This is a genomic window from Ectorhizobium quercum, from assembly GCF_026552795.1.
GTDB lineage: Bacteria > Pseudomonadota > Alphaproteobacteria > Rhizobiales > Rhizobiaceae > Ectorhizobium > Ectorhizobium quercum.
Map to the genome: position 1 here is coordinate 310,486 of NZ_JANFPI010000002.1, position 16,662 is coordinate 327,147.

A 16,662-nucleotide genomic window follows, 5' to 3' on the forward strand; every position below is an offset into this window, starting at 1 on the left:
TCAACCGTGCTTGTGCCCGTGGTCATGATCGTGGTCGTGCCCATGATCATGATGACCGCCGCAGCCGCATTCCGCACCATGCTCATGGTGGTGGTGCTCACCGGCATGATCGTGATGGTGATCGTGCGCATGGTCGTGGTCGTGATGGTCGTGGCCACCATGCGCATGATAGGCGCCGCGCACCGGCTGGAAGGCCGTCTCGACCGGCGTCACCGACGCGCCGAGCCCTTCCAGCATCGCGCGGATCACATGATCGCGCTGGATCAGGATGCGATCCTCGCCGATCTCGGCCGGCAGGTGGCGGTTGCCGAGATGCCAAGCAAGCTCGGTCAGGTGCAGGCGGTCGCGACCGCGCACCTCGAACAGCTTCTGCGCGGCGGCGACGATCTCGACCAGATCGCCGTTTTCCAGCACCAGCTTGTCGCCATCGGCGAAGAGAACGGCCTCCTTCAGGTCCAGCATCACCATCTCGCCATTGTCGAGGTGAAGCAGCTTGCGGCGCAGGTGCCGCAGATCGTGCGGAAGCTCGACCTTCGCGGCCGCCGGGTCGGAAGGCTCGCCTGCGGGGATATAGGAATGAACGCGCTGCATGGAAAACTCCAGTTCAATTGAAAAGGTTTAGCGACAGAACGAGCGTCTGCGGCGCGGGATTCCAGATGCCCGTCCGCAACCCACCCGTCCGCAAGGCTTTTGCGGTCCATGTGTTGCAGCCGAACAGAGCATTGAAATACCCTCTGGCTTCGAAAAAACGATCCCTCTCGCTATAGCCCGAATCCGCGGCCGGCACCACCCGGTCCGGCGCGCCGGCAAAACTGCCGGCAATGAAGGCCAGCAGCCTGCGATAACCGGCCCCGTCCAGATCGAAGGAGGAAACGGCGGGATGCGTATCCGGGATATGACCCGCAACATCGACATGCATCACCGAACGGTCGAGGGTCAGGGCACGAAGAACCGGCAGCGGCTTCAGATCCGCCCATGTCGGCGTTTCCACATAGAAGGCGCGCCCGCCCCAGCCGAAGACGAGCCATTCCGCCTGTCCATCTTCTATGGGAAGGCCCGCCCCTTCAAGGAAGGAAAACTGCCGGCGTGTCTCCGTGTCGAGCGGGATGGCGATATCCGTGTGAATGGGATTGGAGATCACCAGAATCCGGTGAAATGCTCCCTCCGCTGCGGCGTGCGATGGCGTAAACAACGGCCGCGGAACGAGCATGCCCGCGACGACGCTCAGAAACACGAGGCCGATTGCGACGGCCGACAGCCCGGCCACCTTCTTCATTCCTGCGCCCGGAAAACGCAACCCGCTTCTCAGAACAGGAAATAGCGCTGCGCCATCGGCAGGACCTTGGCCGGTTCGCAGGTCAGCAATTCACCATCGGCGCGAACCTCGTAGGTTTCCGGATCGACCTCGATATGCGGCGTCAGGTCGTTCAGCTTCATCGAGGCCTTGGAGATGCCTCCGCGCACGTTCCTGACCGGCACGAGCGCCTTGCCGACGCCCAGCCGTCCGGCAAGGCCGGCATCGAGCGAGGCCTGCGAGACGAAGGTGACGGAGGACGTGGTGCGCAGCTTGCCGAATGCGGCGAACATCGGGCGGTAGTGCATCGGCTGCGGCGTCGGAATGGAAGCATTGGGATCGCCCATCGGGGCCGCCGCGATGGAACCGCCGAGCAGCACCATTTCCGGCTTCACGCCGAAGAAGGCCGGGCTCCACAGGACCAGATCGGCGCGCTTGCCGACCTCGACCGAGCCGAGTTCGTGCGAAACGCCGTGGGCGATCGCCGGATTGATCGTGTATTTGGCGATGTAGCGGCGAACGCGGAAATTGTCGTTGTCGCCGGTCTCCTGCGCCAGCCGGCCGCGCTGGCGCTTCATCTTGTCGGCGGTCTGCCAGGTGCGGATCGCCACTTCGCCGACGCGGCCCATCGCCTGGCTGTCGGAGGAGATGATCGAGAAGGCGCCGAGATCGTGCAGGATATCCTCCGCCGCGATGGTTTCCTTGCGGATGCGGCTTTCGGCGAAGGCGATATCCTCCGGAATGGACGGCGACAGGTGATGGCACACCATCAGCATGTCGAGATGTTCCGCCAGCGTGTTGACCGTGTAGGGCCGGGTCGGATTGGTGGAGGACGGCAGGACGTTCGGATTGCCGCAGACCTTGATGATGTCCGGGGCATGGCCGCCGCCCGCGCCTTCGGTGTGGAAGGCATGGATCGTGCGACCCTTGATCGCCGCCACCGTATCTTCCACGAAGCCGCTTTCGTTCAGCGTGTCGGTGTGGATCATCACCTGCACGTCGTATTCGTCGGCCACCGTCAGGCAATTGTCGATGGCGGCCGGCGTCGTGCCCCAATCCTCGTGCAGCTTGAGGCTGGAGGCGCCGGAAAGGATCATTTCCTCGAGCGGCTTCGGCAGCGACGCATTGCCCTTGCCCGCCAGCGCGAGGTTCATCGGGAAGGCGTCGAAGCTTTCGATCATGCGTTCGATGTGCCATGCGCCGGTGCAGGTCGTCGCCAGCGTGCCGTGGGCCGGGCCGGAGCCGCCGCCGAGCATGCAGGTGACGCCGCTCATCAGCGCTTCCTCGATCTGCTGCGGGCAGATGAAGTGGATATGCGCGTCCATGCCGCCGGCGGTCAGGATCTTGCCCTCGCCCGCGATTGCTTCCGTCGACGGCCCGACGATGATCGTCACGCCCGGCTGCGTATCCGGGTTGCCGGCCTTGCCGATGGCGTGGATGCGGCCGTCCTTCAGCCCCACATCCGCCTTGTAGATGCCGGTGTGATCGACGATCACGGCATTGGTGATGACGGTATCGACCGCCCCTTCGGCGCGCGTCGCCTGCGACTGGCCCATGCCGTCACGGATCACCTTGCCGCCGCCGAACTTCACCTCCTCGCCATAGGTGGTGAAATCCTTCTCGATCTCGATGAACAGTTCGGTGTCGGCAAGGCGCACCTTGTCGCCGACGGTCGGGCCGAACATCGAGGCATAGGCGGCGCGCGACATCTTGTAAGGCATCTGGAAACTCCCTGTCTTTCTGGCGGCTTGTCCGAAGCCGAGGCCCCTAGAGCCTGCCCATGACCTGCTGGCGGAAACCGTAGACTTCGCGCTTGCCGGAAAGCGGAATGAGCGTCACCTCGCGCGTCTGGCCCGGCTCGAAGCGGACGGCGGTTCCGGCCGGAATGTCGAGGCGCAAGCCGCGCGCCTTGTCCCGGTCGAAGGAAAGGCCGGCATTGGTTTCCGCGAAATGATAATGGCTGCCCACCTGCACGGGGCGGTCGCCGGTGTTCGAAACGGTCATCGTGACCGTCGGCTGGCTGGCGTTCAACTCGATCTCGCCGGCTGCGGCGATGACTTCACCTGGGATCATCGGGACCTCCCCTTGTTCATAAACGGGCGCGGAACCCTGGCCGCCGCGCCGCTTCGATCCGGCCTGTATCAGCGAATGGGTTCGTGAACCGTCACGAGCTTGGTGCCGTCGGGAAACGTCGCCTCGACCTGAACGTCATGGATCATGTCAGCGACACCCTCCATCACCATCGCCCGCGTCACCACATGGGCGCCCGCTTCCATCAGTTCCGGCACGGGCCGGCCATCGCGCGCACCCTCCACGACGAAATCGGTGATCAGCGCGATCGCTTCGGGATAGTTGAGCTTGACGCCGCGCTCCAGACGCCGCCGCGCCACCATCGCCGCCATCGAAATCAGCAGCTTGTCTTTTTCCCTGGGGGTGAGGTTCATGGCAATTCCATTCTCATAAAACGACAGCATTTCCAGCAAAAGTGTACAGCGGTTTTGCGTCCGGGAATGCGTAGAACAAGAAAGTGGAGCACTTTCGCGATTCGCAGAAAAGCGGAAATGCTCTAGAGATTCCAGACTTTCGGCACTGGCGCGCCCTTGCGCAAGACGGAAAGCATCGGAATGAGAATTTTTCTCAATGCGAAGCCGTCGACCGCCGCGAAGCGCACCACCAGCTTGTCCTGCCAGAAACTCGCGCCGCCGATGGCCTCGCCGAGAATGTCGCGCACTTTCGGCAGGAAGGCTTCCGCGTCGCCGCCGCAATAAAGCAGCGTCGCGAAGGCCACCTCCCCGCCGAGCACCGGCACCAGCGAGGTCAACTGGGCGATGTCGCCGTCGAGCTTCAGTTCCTCCGCATGGATGAGCCGTCCCGAGCGGCGCACCCGCCAGCGATCCCGGAAAAGGCCGGCGCTCATCGCCTCGCCCATCGCCTTGCGCCCGAGAAGCGAGGCTTCCAGGCCGATGAACTCGGAGGTTTCGCCAAGATCGACGTCGAGACGGCGCGCAAGGGCGGCGTTGTCGAACAGGATGGTTTCCTGCGGCAGCCAGTGAACGCGGGCACCCTCCCCGACCACGATATGCGTCGCGATCTCTGCGACGCCGTCGGCGGCCTTGTAGATCTTCTCGCAGGCCTGGGTCGTGACCGTGAGAAACGTCTGCTCCTCGGCCCGGATCGTCCAGTCCAGACGGTCGCCGCCGGTCAGTCCGCCGGAGGAATTGATCAGGATCGCCTCCATCTCCACCGAGAAGGTTTCCGGCAGGCGAATCTTGCCGCACCCTTCCTGATAAAGCTCGCCGACCCGCGCCCGCCCGGCGGAAAACCGCGCCGTCAGCCGGCCGGTTCCTCTCGCCCTCTGGGGCCTGATGTCCGCCGCGTCGTTCACCACCTACCTCGTTTGCCTGCATTGCCGCATCTTCGTCCGGTATCGGGGTGGCAGGCAATGGCCACCCCTGTTCCGACACTCGCTGCAAAGCAATTCCCGTGCCGTTTTTTGACCGGGTGGACAAACAGCCGTTTTCCCATGAGGGAAAGTCGGGTGCGGCGAGGTTCCCGAAAGGGCGGACAATTCCTGCACATTATTTACGCAGACACAGGCCTCCGGTCGGGTCACACCGTCAGGTGACGGCGCGCTTCCTGCGTGTCCAGCGTCTCCGCCAGCCCCTCATGCACGATCTCGCCGCGGTCCATGATGTACACGTAATCCGCCAGCTCCCGGCAGAAATCGAGATATTGCTCCACGAGCAGGATGGCCATGCCGGTCGAATCGCGCAGATAGCGGATGGCCCGGCCGATATCCTTGATGATCGAGGGCTGGATGCCCTCGGTCGGCTCATCGAGAACGAGAATGGCCGGTCGCGTCACCATCGCCCGGCCGATGGCGAGCTGCTGCTGCTGCCCGCCGGAGAGGTCGCCGCCGCGCCGGCCCAGCATCGAGCGGAGAACCGGAAACAGGCTGAAAATATCCTCCGGAATGGAACGGTCCTTGCGCGGCAGCGGCGCGAAGCCGGTTTCGAGATTCTCCTTCACCGTCAGCAGCGGAAAGATCTCGCGGCCCTGCGGCACATAGCCGATGCCCTTGCGGGCGCGGGCGAACGGCGGCATGCCGTTCAGCGTCGTTTCCCCGAGCGCGATCGTTCCGGCGGACACCGGATGCTGCCCGGTGACGGCGCGCAGAAGCGAACTCTTGCCCACGCCGTTGCGCCCCAGAACGCAGGTAATCTTCCCCGCCTGCGCCTTGACGGAAACCCCGCGCAACGCCTGCGCCGCGCCATAGTGAAGATTGATGTTATCGACCGTCAGCATGATACAGCCTTTCCCTGATCAAGCGAGCATTGCTCCTCGATATTTTGGTTTCACAACAAGCTATGACGCGAACGCCGCATGGATCCTCGGGTCAGGCCCGAGGATGACCGGAGGACTGAGGGGGTCTTGAAAGAAGCAGGCGAACGATTCTGCCTCATGAAGGCTGCGTGAGGAAAAACTTGCTCCTCCCCTCTCCGTTCGTCATCCTCGGGCTTGACCCGAGGATCCACGAACCGCGAACACCCTTCATGAGCGGCTTTGTCTACATCGTTGCCAGCCAGCCCCGTGGAACGCTTTACATTGGCGTCACATCCGACCTTGAGCGCCGCATTTACGAACACCGGGAAGGCCTCGTCCCCGGTTTCACCAGCCGCTACGGCTGCACGAAACTCGTCTGGTACGAGGAACATGATCGCATCGGCAGCGCCATCACGCGGGAGAAATCCATCAAACGATGGTATCGCCAGTGGAAGATCGCGCTCATCGAAGGTTTCAACCCGGACTGGCGCGACCTGTATGAGGATTTCTCCTGAGCAACGCCGCATGGATCCTCGGGTCAAGCCCGAGGATGACGAAGCTAGCGGGTGCCGTGCTGCTGTCTCGCTGTCGTGGGAAACCATCCCTCACCGCCCCAGATAATTCTCGATCACCTTCGGATCGTTGCTTACGTAATCGATGGAGCCTTCGGCCAGCACGGAGCCTTCGGCAAGGCACGTCACCTTGACGCCGAGGTCGCGGATGAAGCCCATGTCGTGCTCCACGACGACCACCGAGCGGGTCCTGGCGATTTCCCTGAGCAGGATGGCCGTCTCCACGGTTTCGGCGTCCGTCATGCCGGCAACCGGCTCATCGACCAACAGCAGCTTGGGCTCCTGCGCCAGAAGCATGCCGATTTCCAGCCATTGCTTCTGCCCGTGCGAAAGGCTGCCGGCCAGCGCGTCGCGGCGGTGGCCGAGGCGAACGGTGGCAAGGATTTCCTCGATGCGCGCCCTGTCCTCGTCCGTCAGCGTGTAGAACAGCGTGGCGAACACGCCGCGCGAGCGGTTGAGCGCCAGTTCCAGATTGTCCCAGACGGTATGGCTCTCGAACACGGTCGGTTTCTGGAACTTGCGGCCGATGCCGAGCCGGGCGATATCCGCCTCGTCTTGTCTCGTCAGGTCGACGGTATCCTCGAAGAACACCTCGCCCGAATCCGGCCGGGTCTTGCCGGTGATGATGTCCATCATCGTCGTCTTGCCGGCGCCGTTCGGGCCGATGATGGCGCGAAGCTCGCCCGGCTCGATGACCAGCGACAGGGAGTTGAGCGCCTTGAACCCGTCGAAGGAGACGCACACATTGTCGAGGTAGAGCAGGCTTTTCGGTCTCGTCGTCATGGTTCTCACTCCGCCGCCTGAATGTTCGTGTCGCTGTCGACGCCGGCCTGCGCGTCACGCGCGGCCTTCAGGTCCTTGCGCGCCTTCCAGTGCGACTGCACCGTGCCGACGATGCCCTTCGGCAGGAACAGCGTGACCGCCACGAACAGGCCGCCGAGCGCGAAGAGCCAGATTTCCGGAAAGGCGCCGGTCAGGACGCTCTTGCCGAAATTGACCAGCACCGCGCCGATGATCGGCCCGATCAGCGTGCCGCGGCCGCCCACCGCCGTCCAGATGACGACCTCGATGGAATTGGCCGGCGCGAACTCGCCCGGATTGATGATGCCGACCTGCGGCACGAACAGCGCGCCCGCGATGCCCGCCATCATCGCCGAGACGACGAAGGTGAACAGCTTGACGTGCTCGACCCGGTAGCCGAGGAAGCGCACGCGGCTTTCCGCGTCGCGCACGCCGATCAGTACCTTGCCGAATTTCGAGGACACGATTGCCGAGGCGATCAGCAGGCAGAGCGCCAGGAACAGCGCGGTGGCCGCGAACAGCGCCGCGCGGGTGCCGGGGGCCTGCACGGAAAAGCCGAGGATGTCCTTGAAGTCGGTCAGCCCGTTATTGCCGCCGAAGCCCATGTCGTTGCGGAAGAAGGCGAGCAGCAGCGCATAGGTCATCGCCTGCGTGATGATCGAGAGATAGACGCCGTTGACACGCGAGCGAAAGGCGAACCAGCCGAACACGAAGGCGAGCAGCCCCGGCACGACGAGCACCATCAGCATGGCGAACCAGAACATGTCGAACCCTTGCCAGAACCACGGCAGCTCCTTCCAGTTCAGGAAGACCATGAAGTCCGGCAGGACCGGGTCGCCGTAGACGCCGCGCGTGCCGATCTGACGCATCAGGTACATGCCCATCGCATAGCCGCCGAGCGCGAAGAACGCGCCGTGGCCGAGCGAGAGGATGCCGCAATAGCCCCAGACCAGATCGAGCGCCAGCGCCAGCAACGCGTAGCACAGATACTTGCCGAACAGCGACATGGCATAGGTGGGGATATGCAGCGGATGGCCCGGCGGCAGGAGCAAATTGGATGCCGGAACCAGAACCGCCAGCGCGGCCAGAATGACGAAGACGGCAAGGACATGACGTTCCATGCCCCTGAGGAGAAATTGCGTGATCATGATTCCACCGCCCGGCCCTTGAGGGCGAACAGCCCGCGCGGGCGTTTCTGGATGAACAGGATGATCAGGACGAGCACGAGGATCTTGCCCAGCACGGCCCCGACATAGGGTTCGAGGAACTTGTTGACGATGCCGAGCGACAGAGCGCCGACCAGCGTGCCCCAGAGATTGCCGACGCCGCCGAACACCACCACCATGAAGCTGTCGATAATGTAGGACTGACCGAGGTTGGGCGACACGTTGTCGATCTGCGAAAGCGCGACCCCGGCCAGCCCGGCGATGCCCGAACCGAGCGCGAAGGTGAAGGCGTCCACCCACGGCGTGCGGATGCCCATCGACGACGCCATGCGGCGGTTCTGCGTGACGGCGCGCATCTGGAGGCCGAAGGCCGAACGCTTGAGCAGCACCAGCAACGTCAGGAAGATCGACAGCGAGAAGACGATGATCCACAGGCGGTTCCAGGTGATGGCCAGCCCGCCGAGCTGGAAGGAGCCGGACATCCACGAAGGATTGCCCACCTCGCGGTTGGTCGGCCCGAAGATCGAGCGCACCGCCTGCTGGAGCATGAGCGACACGCCCCAGGTGGCCAGCAGCGTTTCCAGCGGACGACCGTAGAGAAAGCGGATGACGCCGCGCTCCAGCACCAGCCCGACCGCGCCGGTGATGACGAAGGCGACCGGCAGGGCGATCGCCAGCGACCAGTCGAAAAGGCCCGGCGCGTGGTTGCGGATGGCCTCCTGCACGATGAAGGTCGAATAGGCACCGATCATCACCATCTCTCCATGCGCCATGTTGATGACCCCCATCACCCCGAAGGTGATGGCGAGGCCGATGGCCGCCAGCAGCAGCACGGAGCCGAGGGAAAGGCCATACCAGACGTTCTGCGCGGCATCCCAGAATTTCAGCGATCCTTCGATGCCGGCAATGGCCCTGTCGATGTCGGGCCGGAGGCTGTCGTCGACACGGGCCTCGGCGGACCGAAGAATGCCGATCGCCCCACGCCCGCCGAGGGAGCGGATCGTTTCGATCGCCTCTCTCTTCTCCTCGACGGAGCGCCCGGACGACAGCACGGAGACGGCCCGCGCCTCCGCCATCACGATCCGCACGGACGAATCCGTCTCGTTTTCCAGGGCCGTTTCCAGAAGCGCCAGATTGTCGTCGGAAGGGGCTCTCAGGATCGCCTGCGCCGCGGAAAGGCGCACCGCCCTGTCCGGCGACATCAGCGTCAGCCCGCCCAGCGCGGCATTGACCGCGCGGCGGATCGTGTTGTTGACCCTGATCTTCGTCAGCGCACCTCGCGCCTCCTCGCCCACGGCTTCGCCCGTCACCGGATCAGCGAGCTGGAGCGTCGCGCCGCGGCCGCGGCCGACGAAAACCTTGCCATCGGCCTTGCGGACATAGAGATCGCCGGCACCGAACGCCTGCAGCGCCGGCGCAAGCGCCGCATCGCCGGTGCGGGCCAGTTCCCCGATGATCTGCTCGGCTTCCGCGAAGGACGCCTTGCCGAGCCGGTCGAACAGCGCGCCCGGATCCGACTGCGCCGCAGCCGGACCGGACAACAGGATGGAAAGGAAAAGGGCGAAGGCCGCCGCTGCATGTCTGAACGTGGTCATGGCGTGATCCCGGAAAAGGTTCCAAGGGAGAAATGCGCGGCCGTTCACCGACAAACCGACCGCATCGCGGCATGGATGGCCGGGTCGAGCCCGGCCTTTCCTTCGTCACCCTCGGGCTTGACCCGAGGGTCCACGCCGCAGGCGGCGCGGTGGATGGTCGGGTCAAGCCCGACCATGACGAAAGAAAGTTTTCCGGGCTTTGCCGTCCGTCTGACGGGCGGGCCTTCCAGCCCGCCCCCTTTTTGCACGATTACTCGCCCTTACATTACTCGCCCTTGCCGCCGCACTTGCCGGTGGCGACGTTGAAGTTGCCGCACTCCAGCGGCTTGCGCCAATCGGCGATCAGGTCCTTCGAGTCCGGCAGGAAGTCGGACCACTCGTCGCCGACCACCGAGGCCGTTTCCTTGACGACGGAGAACTGGCCGTCCTCCTGGATTTCGCCGATCAGCACCGGCTTGGTGATGTGGTGGTTCGGCATGATGGTGGCATAGCCGCCGGACAGGTTCGGAACGGCAACGCCGATGATCGAGTCGAGCACGGCGTCGGTGTCGGTCGTGCCGGCGGCCTCGACGGCCTTCACCCAGGCGTTGAAGCCGATATAGGTGGCTTCCATCGGGTCGTTGGTCACGCGCTTCTCGTCGCCGGTATAGGCATGCCAGGTCTCGATGAATTCGGCATTGGCGTCGGCTTCGACGGACTGGAAGTAGTTCCACGCAGCCAGATGGCCGACGAGCGGCTTGGTGTCGAGGCCGGCAAGCTCTTCCTCACCGACCGAGAAGGCGATGACCGGAATGTCCGTGGCCTCGATGCCCTGGTTGCCGAGTTCCTTGTAGAACGGAACGTTGGCGTCGCCGTTGATGGTGGAGACGACGGCGGTCTTCTTGCCGGCGGAACCGAATTCCTTGATCTTCGCGACCTCGGTCTGCCAGTCGGAGAAGCCGAAGGGCGTGTAGTTGATGAGGATGTCTTCCGCCGGAATGCCCTTGGCCAGAAGGTAGGCTTCGAGGATCTTGTTGGTCGTGCGCGGATAGACGTAGTCCGTGCCCTCGAGGACGAAGCGCTGCACGCCCTCCTCTTCCAGCAGGTAATCGACTGCCGGAATGGCCTGCTGGTTCGGCGCAGCGCCCGTATAGAAGATGTTGCGCGAGGATTCCTCGCCTTCGTACTGGACCGGGTAGAAAAGGATGGAGTTCAGTTCCTCGAACACCGGCAGGACGGACTTGCGCGACGAGGACGTCCAGCAGCCGAACACGGCGGCGACCTTGTCCTTCTCGATCAGGTCGCGGGCCTTTTCCGCGAACAGCGGCCAGTCGGACGCCGGATCGACGACGACGGCCTCAAGCTTCTTGCCGAGAACGCCGCCCTTCTTGTTCTGCTCCTCGACAAGCATCAGGACGGCGTCCTTGAGCGTGGTTTCGGAAATGGCCATCGTGCCGGAAAGCGAATGAAGGACGCCGATCTTGATCGTGTCGTCGGCGGCAAAGGCGCCGGAAAGTGCCGTGGCGGACATGGCGGCTGCGAGCAGCGCACCGGTCATCTTGATCTTCAGAGACATGTGAAGAAACCCCTCTTGTTTTTCGTTGAACGGCAACGGGCGGTTCGAAAAATGGATGCAACCCCTGCTGGACGCGACTATCCGGCAGCGATGGCTGAATCCACATACGTCAATTGACGTAGGCATGGGGGCAAGTTGCGCGCATCCTGCGCAGGGGCAGCCTCAGGCGAAGGCGGCGATGATATACGGCCAAAGCTCCACGAAGCCGGTGTAGAGCATGTTCACCGTCACATAGGCGATGACGCCGAGGCCGACATAGGCGATCCAGCGATGCCGGTGCAGCAGGCGCGCCACGAAATTGGCGGCAACGCCCATCAGGCCGATGGAAAGGACGAGGCCGACGATGAGCACGGCCTCGTGCTCGCGCGCCGCGCCGGCGACGGCCAGAACGTTGTCGAGCGACATGGACACGTCGGCGACAACGATCTGCATCGCCGCCTGAAGGAAGCTCTTCTCCACGTTGAGATCCGTATCGTCCGTCGCGCCCGCCGCATGGGGCGCGGTCGCCGCCTCGCGCAACTCGCCCCACATCTTCCAGCACACCCAGGCGAGCAGAAGCCCGCCGATGAAATGCAGGCCGACGACGTTCATGAGATAGGCGGTGCCGCTGGCAAAGGCGATGCGCAGCACGGTGGCCGCCAGAATGCCGACGAGAATGGCCTTGGTGCGCTGCTCGGGCGCAAGACCGGCAGCGGCCAGCCCGATGACGACGGCATTGTCGCTCGCCAGCACGAGGTCGATGGCGACGACCTCGAACAGCGCGGCAAGGCCCTCGGCCGTGAAAATCTCCATCATGGCGGCGACTCGCGTTTCCCTTCGTTCCCGATCCCGAAGCGGTTATCAGAAGATGGCGGGAAACGGCACCGAAAGGCCGTCATTGCCGCCATGCGCCAGCCGCAAGGCCGCCCGGTCCGATCTACGCCATATGACGTAGGCGCGCCTGCCTTTTCGGCGGCGCCGGACCTTTATCGCGGCGAAACGCCCGTGCTAGGAAGAAGGACGAGAGCGGAAGGGACCACATGACGGCGCGGCAACGCATCATTCCGGTGAGGCGCGAGTACAATCGCTGGGTCGCGAACCAGACGCTGGAAGACTACGCGCTGCGTTTCACCGCCAAGAGCGCCCGCCGCTTTTCCTCGGACCGCATCTCCCACACGGCCATCGGCGCCATCTCGTTTCTCGCGCTGGAGGCAATCGGCGGGGCGATCACCCTGTCCTACGGCACGACCAACGCCTTCTTCGCCATTGTCGCCGCCTCCGTTGCCATGCTGTTCGTCGGCCTGCCGATCAGCCGCTATTCCATCCGCCACGGCGTAGATATCGACCTTCTGACCCGCGGCGCGAGCTTCGGCTATATCGGCTCGACCATCACCTCGCTGATCTATGCCAGCTTCACCTTCATGCTCTTCGCCATCGAGGCGTCGATCATGTCGGGGGCGCTGGAACTGGCCTTCGGCCTGCCGCTGTGGATCGGCTATATCGTCAGCGCGCTGGTCGTCATCCCGCTCGTCACCCACGGCGTGCAGCTCATCTCGAAGTTCCAGCTCGTCACCCAGCCGTTCTGGATCGTGCTCAACATCCTGCCGTTCATCTTCATCGCCTTCATGGATTCCGGCAAGTTCGATCTCTGGGTGGCGTTCGAGGGCATCCACCACGCATCCGCCGAACCCGGCAGCATCGCGCCGTTCCGCCTCGTCGAGTTCGGCGCCGCCTCCGCCGTCATCCTCGCGCTGATGTCGCAGATCGGCGAGCAGGTGGACTTCCTGCGCTTCCTGCCGCCGGAAGGACAGCGCAAGCTGCGCCACCGCATCGCCGTCTTCCTCGCCGGGCCCGGCTGGGTCATCGTCGGCGCGCCGAAGCTGCTCGCCGGCTCCTTCCTCGTCGTCCTGACGCTGTCGAGCGGCGTGCCGGTCGACCAGGCCGCCGACCCATCGCACATGTATCTCGTCGCCTTCGGCTACATGATCCCGAACGAGAACGCCGCGCTCCTCCTCATGGCCGCCTTCGTCGTCGTCTCGCAGCTCAAGATCAACGTGATGAACGCCTATGCGGGCTCGCTCGCCTGGTCGAACTTCTTCTCGCGCCTCACCCACAGCCACCCCGGCCGCGTCGTCTGGCTGGTCTTCAACGTCGCCATCGCGCTTCTGTTGATGGAACTCGGCATCTACCGGCTGCTGGAGGAGACGCTCGGCATCTTCTCGATCATCGCCACCGCCTGGCTCTGCACCATTTCCGCCGACCTCTTCGTCAACAAGCCACTCGGCCTCGCACCGCCCGGCATCGAGTTCAAGCGCGCCCATCTCTACGACATCAATCCGGTCGGCACGGGCACGCTCCTGCTGTCGGCGGGCATCGCGCTGTTTGCCCATTTCGGCCTGTTCGGCGCGGTCGCCGCCTCGCTCGCGCCCTATATCGCCCTCGTCGCCGCCTTCGTCATCTCGCCGCTCATCGCCTGGGCGACGGACGGCAAGTACTATCTCGCCCGAAAGCCGCGCCGCCAGTGGAAGAATCTGAGCGCGATCACCTGTTCCATCTGCCAGCATCCCTTCGAGCCGGAGGACATGGCCTGGTGCCCGGCCTATGCCGCGCCGATCTGCTCGCTGTGCTGTTCGCTCGACAGCCGCTGTCACGACATGTGCAAGCCGAAGGCGCGGCTGAACGCCCAGGCCGGCAGCGTGGCGCGCTCCTTCCTCTCCGAGAAAGCCGTGGAATGGATGACCTCGCGGCTCGGCCGCTACGTGCTGGCCACCTTCGCCTCCATCACCGCCATCGGCGCGATCCTCGCCCTCATCGCCCATCAGGTCGGCACCGGCTCGCCGGAAACGGCGGAAGTGGTCAACCGAACCATCCTCATCGTCTTTTTCGTCTTTTCCGTCATCGCCGGCGTCGTGTGCTGGTTCTATGTGCTGGCCCACGATGCGCAGGTCGTCGCGGAAGAGGAATCCTTCCGCCAGAACAGCCTGCTGCTCAAGGAAATCTCCGCCCACAGGAAGACGGACACCGCACTCCAGCAGGCGAAGGAAGTAGCCGAGGCCGCCAACCGCGCCAAGAGCCGCTATGTCGTCGGGCTTTCGCACGAGCTGCGCACCCCTCTGAACGCCGTCCTCGGCTACGCCCAGATCCTCGAGCGCGACGAGACCATTCCGCAGCCGCGCCAGTCCGCCATCCGCGTCATCCGCCGCTCGGCCGACCACCTCTCCGGCCTGATCGACGGCCTGCTCGACATTTCCAAGATCGAGGCCGGCCGCCTCCAGGTGAACTCCAGCGAGATCAACATCCAGGATTTCCTCGACCAGATCATCGACATGTTCCGCCCGCAAGCGCTCGCCAAGGGGCTGGCCTTCGAGCACGAGCGCGCCCGCATGATGCCGCGCTATGTGCGCGCCGACGAAAAACGCCTGCGCCAGATCCTCGTCAACCTGCTTTCCAACGCCATCAAGTTCACCGACGAGGGCTCCGTGCGTTTCGATGTCGGATACCGCAACCAGGTCGCCACCTTCACCGTGTCCGACACCGGACGCGGCATCGCCGAAAAGGATATCGCCCGCATCTACGAGCCGTTCCAGCGCGGCGAGGCCGACAGCGTTCGCCCCCTGCCCGGCCTCGGCCTCGGCCTGACCATCACCAAGCTGCTCACCAACACGCTGGGCGGGGAAATCTCGGTGTCGAGCGAGCATGGCAAGGGCACGACCTTCCGGGTCCGGCTGATGCTCTCGGCCATCGAGCGGCCGCTGACCAACCCGCCGCCGGAAAAGAAGATCACCGGCTATACGGGGCCGCGCCGCACCGTGGTCGTCGTCGACGACAACGAGGATCACCGCGACCTGATCCATGCCGTGCTCTCGCCGCTCGACTTCGTGGTGCTGACGGCCGGCAGCGGCGAGGCCTGCCTGACACTCATCGAAGGCATCCGTCCCGATATCTTCCTGATCGATATCTCCATGCCCGGCATGAACGGCTGGCAGCTCGTCTCGAAACTGCGCGATGCCGGCCAGACCGCCCCGATCCTCATGCTCTCCGCCAATATCGGCGACGGCTCCTTCGTCGGCGATCAGGGCGGTCACAACGGCGCCATCGCCAAGCCGGTCGACCTGCGCCAGCTGTGCGACAAGCTGGCGCTGATGCTCGGCCTCGAATGGACCCATCAGGGCGACGAGACGGCGGCCCCGGCGGCGCCCGCAGCGCCGCCGCTCAAGAGCCCCGGCGCCGGCCATGTCGAGGAATTGCGGCGTCTTGGCGAAATCGGCTACATTCGCGGCATCCGCTCCAAGCTCGCGGAACTTGCTTCCACTGCGGAGAACCGCCCCTTCACGGAAGCGCTGGAAGCCTATGCGCAGGCCTTCGACATGACCGGATACGAGGCGTTCCTCAACCGCTTCGATGACGAAAGGAAGACGGGCGATGCCTGAGGCAGCCTACCGGCGCGACATCGTGCTTCTGGTCGACGACAGCCCCGAAGCGCTCGGCTTCCTGACCGAAGCGCTGGAACAGGCCGGCTATTCGGTGCTGATCTCCACGTCGGGACAGGGCGCGCTCGGCATCGTCGAGCGCATCACGCCCGATCTCATCCTGCTCGACGCCGTCATGCCCGGCATGGACGGTTTCGAGACCTGCCGCCGGCTGAAGGCCAACCCTTCCGCCGCGCAGACGCCGGTGGTCTTCATGACCGGGCTGACCGATACGAGCCACATCGTGCATGCGCTCGAATCCGGCGGCGTCGATTATCTGACGAAACCGATCAATATCGACGAGTTGCGCGCCCGCATCCGCGTCCATCTCGCCAATGCGCGCTCGGCCCAGAGCGCCCGGGTGGCCCTCGACGCGGCGGGCCGCCATCTGCTGGCGGTGAAAGGCGACGGCGCGCTGCAATGGTCGACGCCGCAGGCCGCACGCCTCGCCGACACCGCGGCGGGACGCGAAAACGGCCTCGACCAGGTTCTGGCCGAAATCGGCAGGTGGATGAAGGATCGCGGCCGCCCCGGCTTCGCGCAGGACGCTCCCTTTTCCGTGGCACACACGGGCGAGACGGCGACCCTGCAACTCGCTTTTCTCGGCAGCATCGGCCCGGACGAATTTCTCTTCCGCCTGACGGCCGCGAGCAACCGCGGCGAGGACGAGCGGCTGCGCCGCGCCTTCTCGCTGACGGTGCGGGAATCGGAGGTTCTGGTGTGGATCGCCCGCGGCAAGTCGAACCGCGACATCGGCGAAATCCTCGGCCTTTCGGCCCGCACGGTTAACAAGCATCTGGAACAGATCTACGTGAAGCTCGGCGTCGAAAACCGCGCTTCCGCCGCCGTCCGCGCCGCACAGGTGCTGCACGGCGACTGAGGACGGCCCATCTCTTCCATCCCTGCCG

At 64.5% G+C, this 16,662-nt stretch carries 15 protein-coding genes; 3 read left to right on the forward strand and 12 right to left on the reverse strand.

The annotated features are described in order from the left end of the window. The 7 genes from NOF55_RS06175 to urtE form a co-directional block, all read right to left on the reverse strand. Positions 1 to 591 (reverse strand): urease accessory protein UreE, encoded by a 591-nt coding sequence (locus NOF55_RS06175; RefSeq protein WP_306410469.1) that lies wholly within the window; start codon positions 589 to 591, stop codon positions 1 to 3. A 13-nt stretch (positions 592 to 604) separates the two neighbouring features. Next, on the reverse strand, positions 605 to 1,276 hold the full coding sequence (locus tag NOF55_RS06180) for a TIGR02117 family protein (RefSeq protein ID WP_306410470.1): 672 nt from the start codon (positions 1,274 to 1,276) through the stop codon (positions 605 to 607). A gap of 29 nt (positions 1,277 to 1,305) precedes the next feature. Next, the gene (ureC, locus tag NOF55_RS06185; RefSeq protein ID WP_306410471.1) at positions 1,306 to 3,015 is read right to left on the reverse strand and encodes an urease subunit alpha; all 1,710 of its coding nucleotides are present in this window, start codon (positions 3,013 to 3,015) and stop codon (positions 1,306 to 1,308) included. Positions 3,016 to 3,061: 46 nt separating this feature from the next. Next, positions 3,062 to 3,367, reverse strand: a complete 306-nt coding sequence (locus NOF55_RS06190; RefSeq protein WP_306410472.1) for an urease subunit beta — start codon at positions 3,365 to 3,367, stop codon at positions 3,062 to 3,064. 68 nt (positions 3,368 to 3,435) lie between these two features. Beyond that, on the reverse strand, positions 3,436 to 3,738 hold the full coding sequence (locus NOF55_RS06195; protein WP_306410473.1) for an urease subunit gamma: 303 nt from the start codon (positions 3,736 to 3,738) through the stop codon (positions 3,436 to 3,438). A gap of 122 nt (positions 3,739 to 3,860) precedes the next feature. After that, on the reverse strand, positions 3,861 to 4,682 hold the full coding sequence (locus NOF55_RS06200) for an urease accessory protein UreD (RefSeq protein WP_306410474.1): 822 nt from the start codon (positions 4,680 to 4,682) through the stop codon (positions 3,861 to 3,863). Positions 4,683 to 4,903: 221 nt separating this feature from the next. Continuing rightward, on the reverse strand, positions 4,904 to 5,599 hold the full coding sequence (gene urtE, locus NOF55_RS06205) for an urea ABC transporter ATP-binding subunit UrtE (RefSeq protein ID WP_306410475.1): 696 nt from the start codon (positions 5,597 to 5,599) through the stop codon (positions 4,904 to 4,906). Between the two features lie 248 nt (positions 5,600 to 5,847). Between urtE and NOF55_RS06210 the strand changes: the two genes are divergently transcribed. Further along, the gene (locus tag NOF55_RS06210; RefSeq protein WP_306410476.1) at positions 5,848 to 6,132 is read left to right on the forward strand and encodes a GIY-YIG nuclease family protein; all 285 of its coding nucleotides are present in this window, start codon (positions 5,848 to 5,850) and stop codon (positions 6,130 to 6,132) included. A gap of 90 nt (positions 6,133 to 6,222) precedes the next feature. Here NOF55_RS06210 and urtD read toward each other — a convergent pair whose 3' ends face one another. The 5 genes from urtD to NOF55_RS06235 form a co-directional block, all read right to left on the reverse strand. Then, the gene (gene urtD / locus NOF55_RS06215; RefSeq protein WP_306410477.1) at positions 6,223 to 6,972 is read right to left on the reverse strand and encodes an urea ABC transporter ATP-binding protein UrtD; all 750 of its coding nucleotides are present in this window, start codon (positions 6,970 to 6,972) and stop codon (positions 6,223 to 6,225) included. Between the two features lie 5 nt (positions 6,973 to 6,977). Continuing rightward, entirely contained in the window at positions 6,978 to 8,138 is a 1,161-nt protein-coding gene (gene urtC / locus NOF55_RS06220; RefSeq protein WP_306410478.1) for an urea ABC transporter permease subunit UrtC, read from the reverse strand. After that, complete coding sequence (gene urtB, locus NOF55_RS06225; RefSeq protein ID WP_306410479.1) at positions 8,135 to 9,751, reverse strand: urea ABC transporter permease subunit UrtB; 1,617 nt, start codon at positions 9,749 to 9,751, stop codon at positions 8,135 to 8,137. Before urtB ends, urtC begins: the two co-directional genes overlap by 4 nt. A gap of 265 nt (positions 9,752 to 10,016) precedes the next feature. Then, entirely contained in the window at positions 10,017 to 11,306 is a 1,290-nt protein-coding gene (gene urtA, locus NOF55_RS06230) for an urea ABC transporter substrate-binding protein (RefSeq protein ID WP_306410480.1), read from the reverse strand. A 162-nt stretch (positions 11,307 to 11,468) separates the two neighbouring features. Then, entirely contained in the window at positions 11,469 to 12,098 is a 630-nt protein-coding gene (locus NOF55_RS06235) for a TerC family protein (protein ID WP_306410945.1), read from the reverse strand. Between the two features lie 227 nt (positions 12,099 to 12,325). Between NOF55_RS06235 and NOF55_RS06240 the strand changes: the two genes are divergently transcribed. Continuing rightward, complete coding sequence (locus NOF55_RS06240) at positions 12,326 to 15,715, forward strand: hybrid sensor histidine kinase/response regulator (RefSeq protein ID WP_306410481.1); 3,390 nt, start codon at positions 12,326 to 12,328, stop codon at positions 15,713 to 15,715. Next, the gene (locus tag NOF55_RS06245; protein WP_306410482.1) at positions 15,708 to 16,634 is read left to right on the forward strand and encodes a response regulator transcription factor; all 927 of its coding nucleotides are present in this window, start codon (positions 15,708 to 15,710) and stop codon (positions 16,632 to 16,634) included. Before NOF55_RS06240 ends, NOF55_RS06245 begins: the two co-directional genes overlap by 8 nt. Positions 16,635 to 16,662: the final 28 nt, after the last annotated feature.

Coding starts and splice junctions, on each gene's coding strand:
- NOF55_RS06235 (WP_306410945.1), bottom strand. CDS start 12,098: ATGGAGATTTTCACGGCCGAGGGCCTTGCCGCGCTGTTCGAGGTCGTC.
- NOF55_RS06180 (WP_306410470.1), bottom strand. CDS start 1,276: ATGAAGAAGGTGGCCGGGCTGTCGGCCGTCGCAATCGGCCTCGTGTTT.
- NOF55_RS06195 (WP_306410473.1), bottom strand. CDS start 3,738: ATGAACCTCACCCCCAGGGAAAAAGACAAGCTGCTGATTTCGATGGCG.
- ureC (WP_306410471.1), bottom strand. CDS start 3,015: ATGCCTTACAAGATGTCGCGCGCCGCCTATGCCTCGATGTTCGGCCCG.
- NOF55_RS06210 (WP_306410476.1), top strand. CDS start 5,848: ATGAGCGGCTTTGTCTACATCGTTGCCAGCCAGCCCCGTGGAACGCTT.
- urtE (WP_306410475.1), bottom strand. CDS start 5,599: ATGCTGACGGTCGATAACATCAATCTTCACTATGGCGCGGCGCAGGCG.
- NOF55_RS06190 (WP_306410472.1), bottom strand. CDS start 3,367: ATGATCCCAGGTGAAGTCATCGCCGCAGCCGGCGAGATCGAGTTGAAC.
- urtC (WP_306410478.1), bottom strand. CDS start 8,138: ATGATCACGCAATTTCTCCTCAGGGGCATGGAACGTCATGTCCTTGCC.
- urtB (WP_306410479.1), bottom strand. CDS start 9,751: ATGACCACGTTCAGACATGCAGCGGCGGCCTTCGCCCTTTTCCTTTCC.
- NOF55_RS06240 (WP_306410481.1), top strand. CDS start 12,326: ATGACGGCGCGGCAACGCATCATTCCGGTGAGGCGCGAGTACAATCGC.
- NOF55_RS06175 (WP_306410469.1), bottom strand. CDS start 591: ATGCAGCGCGTTCATTCCTATATCCCCGCAGGCGAGCCTTCCGACCCG.
- urtA (WP_306410480.1), bottom strand. CDS start 11,306: ATGTCTCTGAAGATCAAGATGACCGGTGCGCTGCTCGCAGCCGCCATG.
- urtD (WP_306410477.1), bottom strand. CDS start 6,972: ATGACGACGAGACCGAAAAGCCTGCTCTACCTCGACAATGTGTGCGTC.
- NOF55_RS06245 (WP_306410482.1), top strand. CDS start 15,708: ATGCCTGAGGCAGCCTACCGGCGCGACATCGTGCTTCTGGTCGACGAC.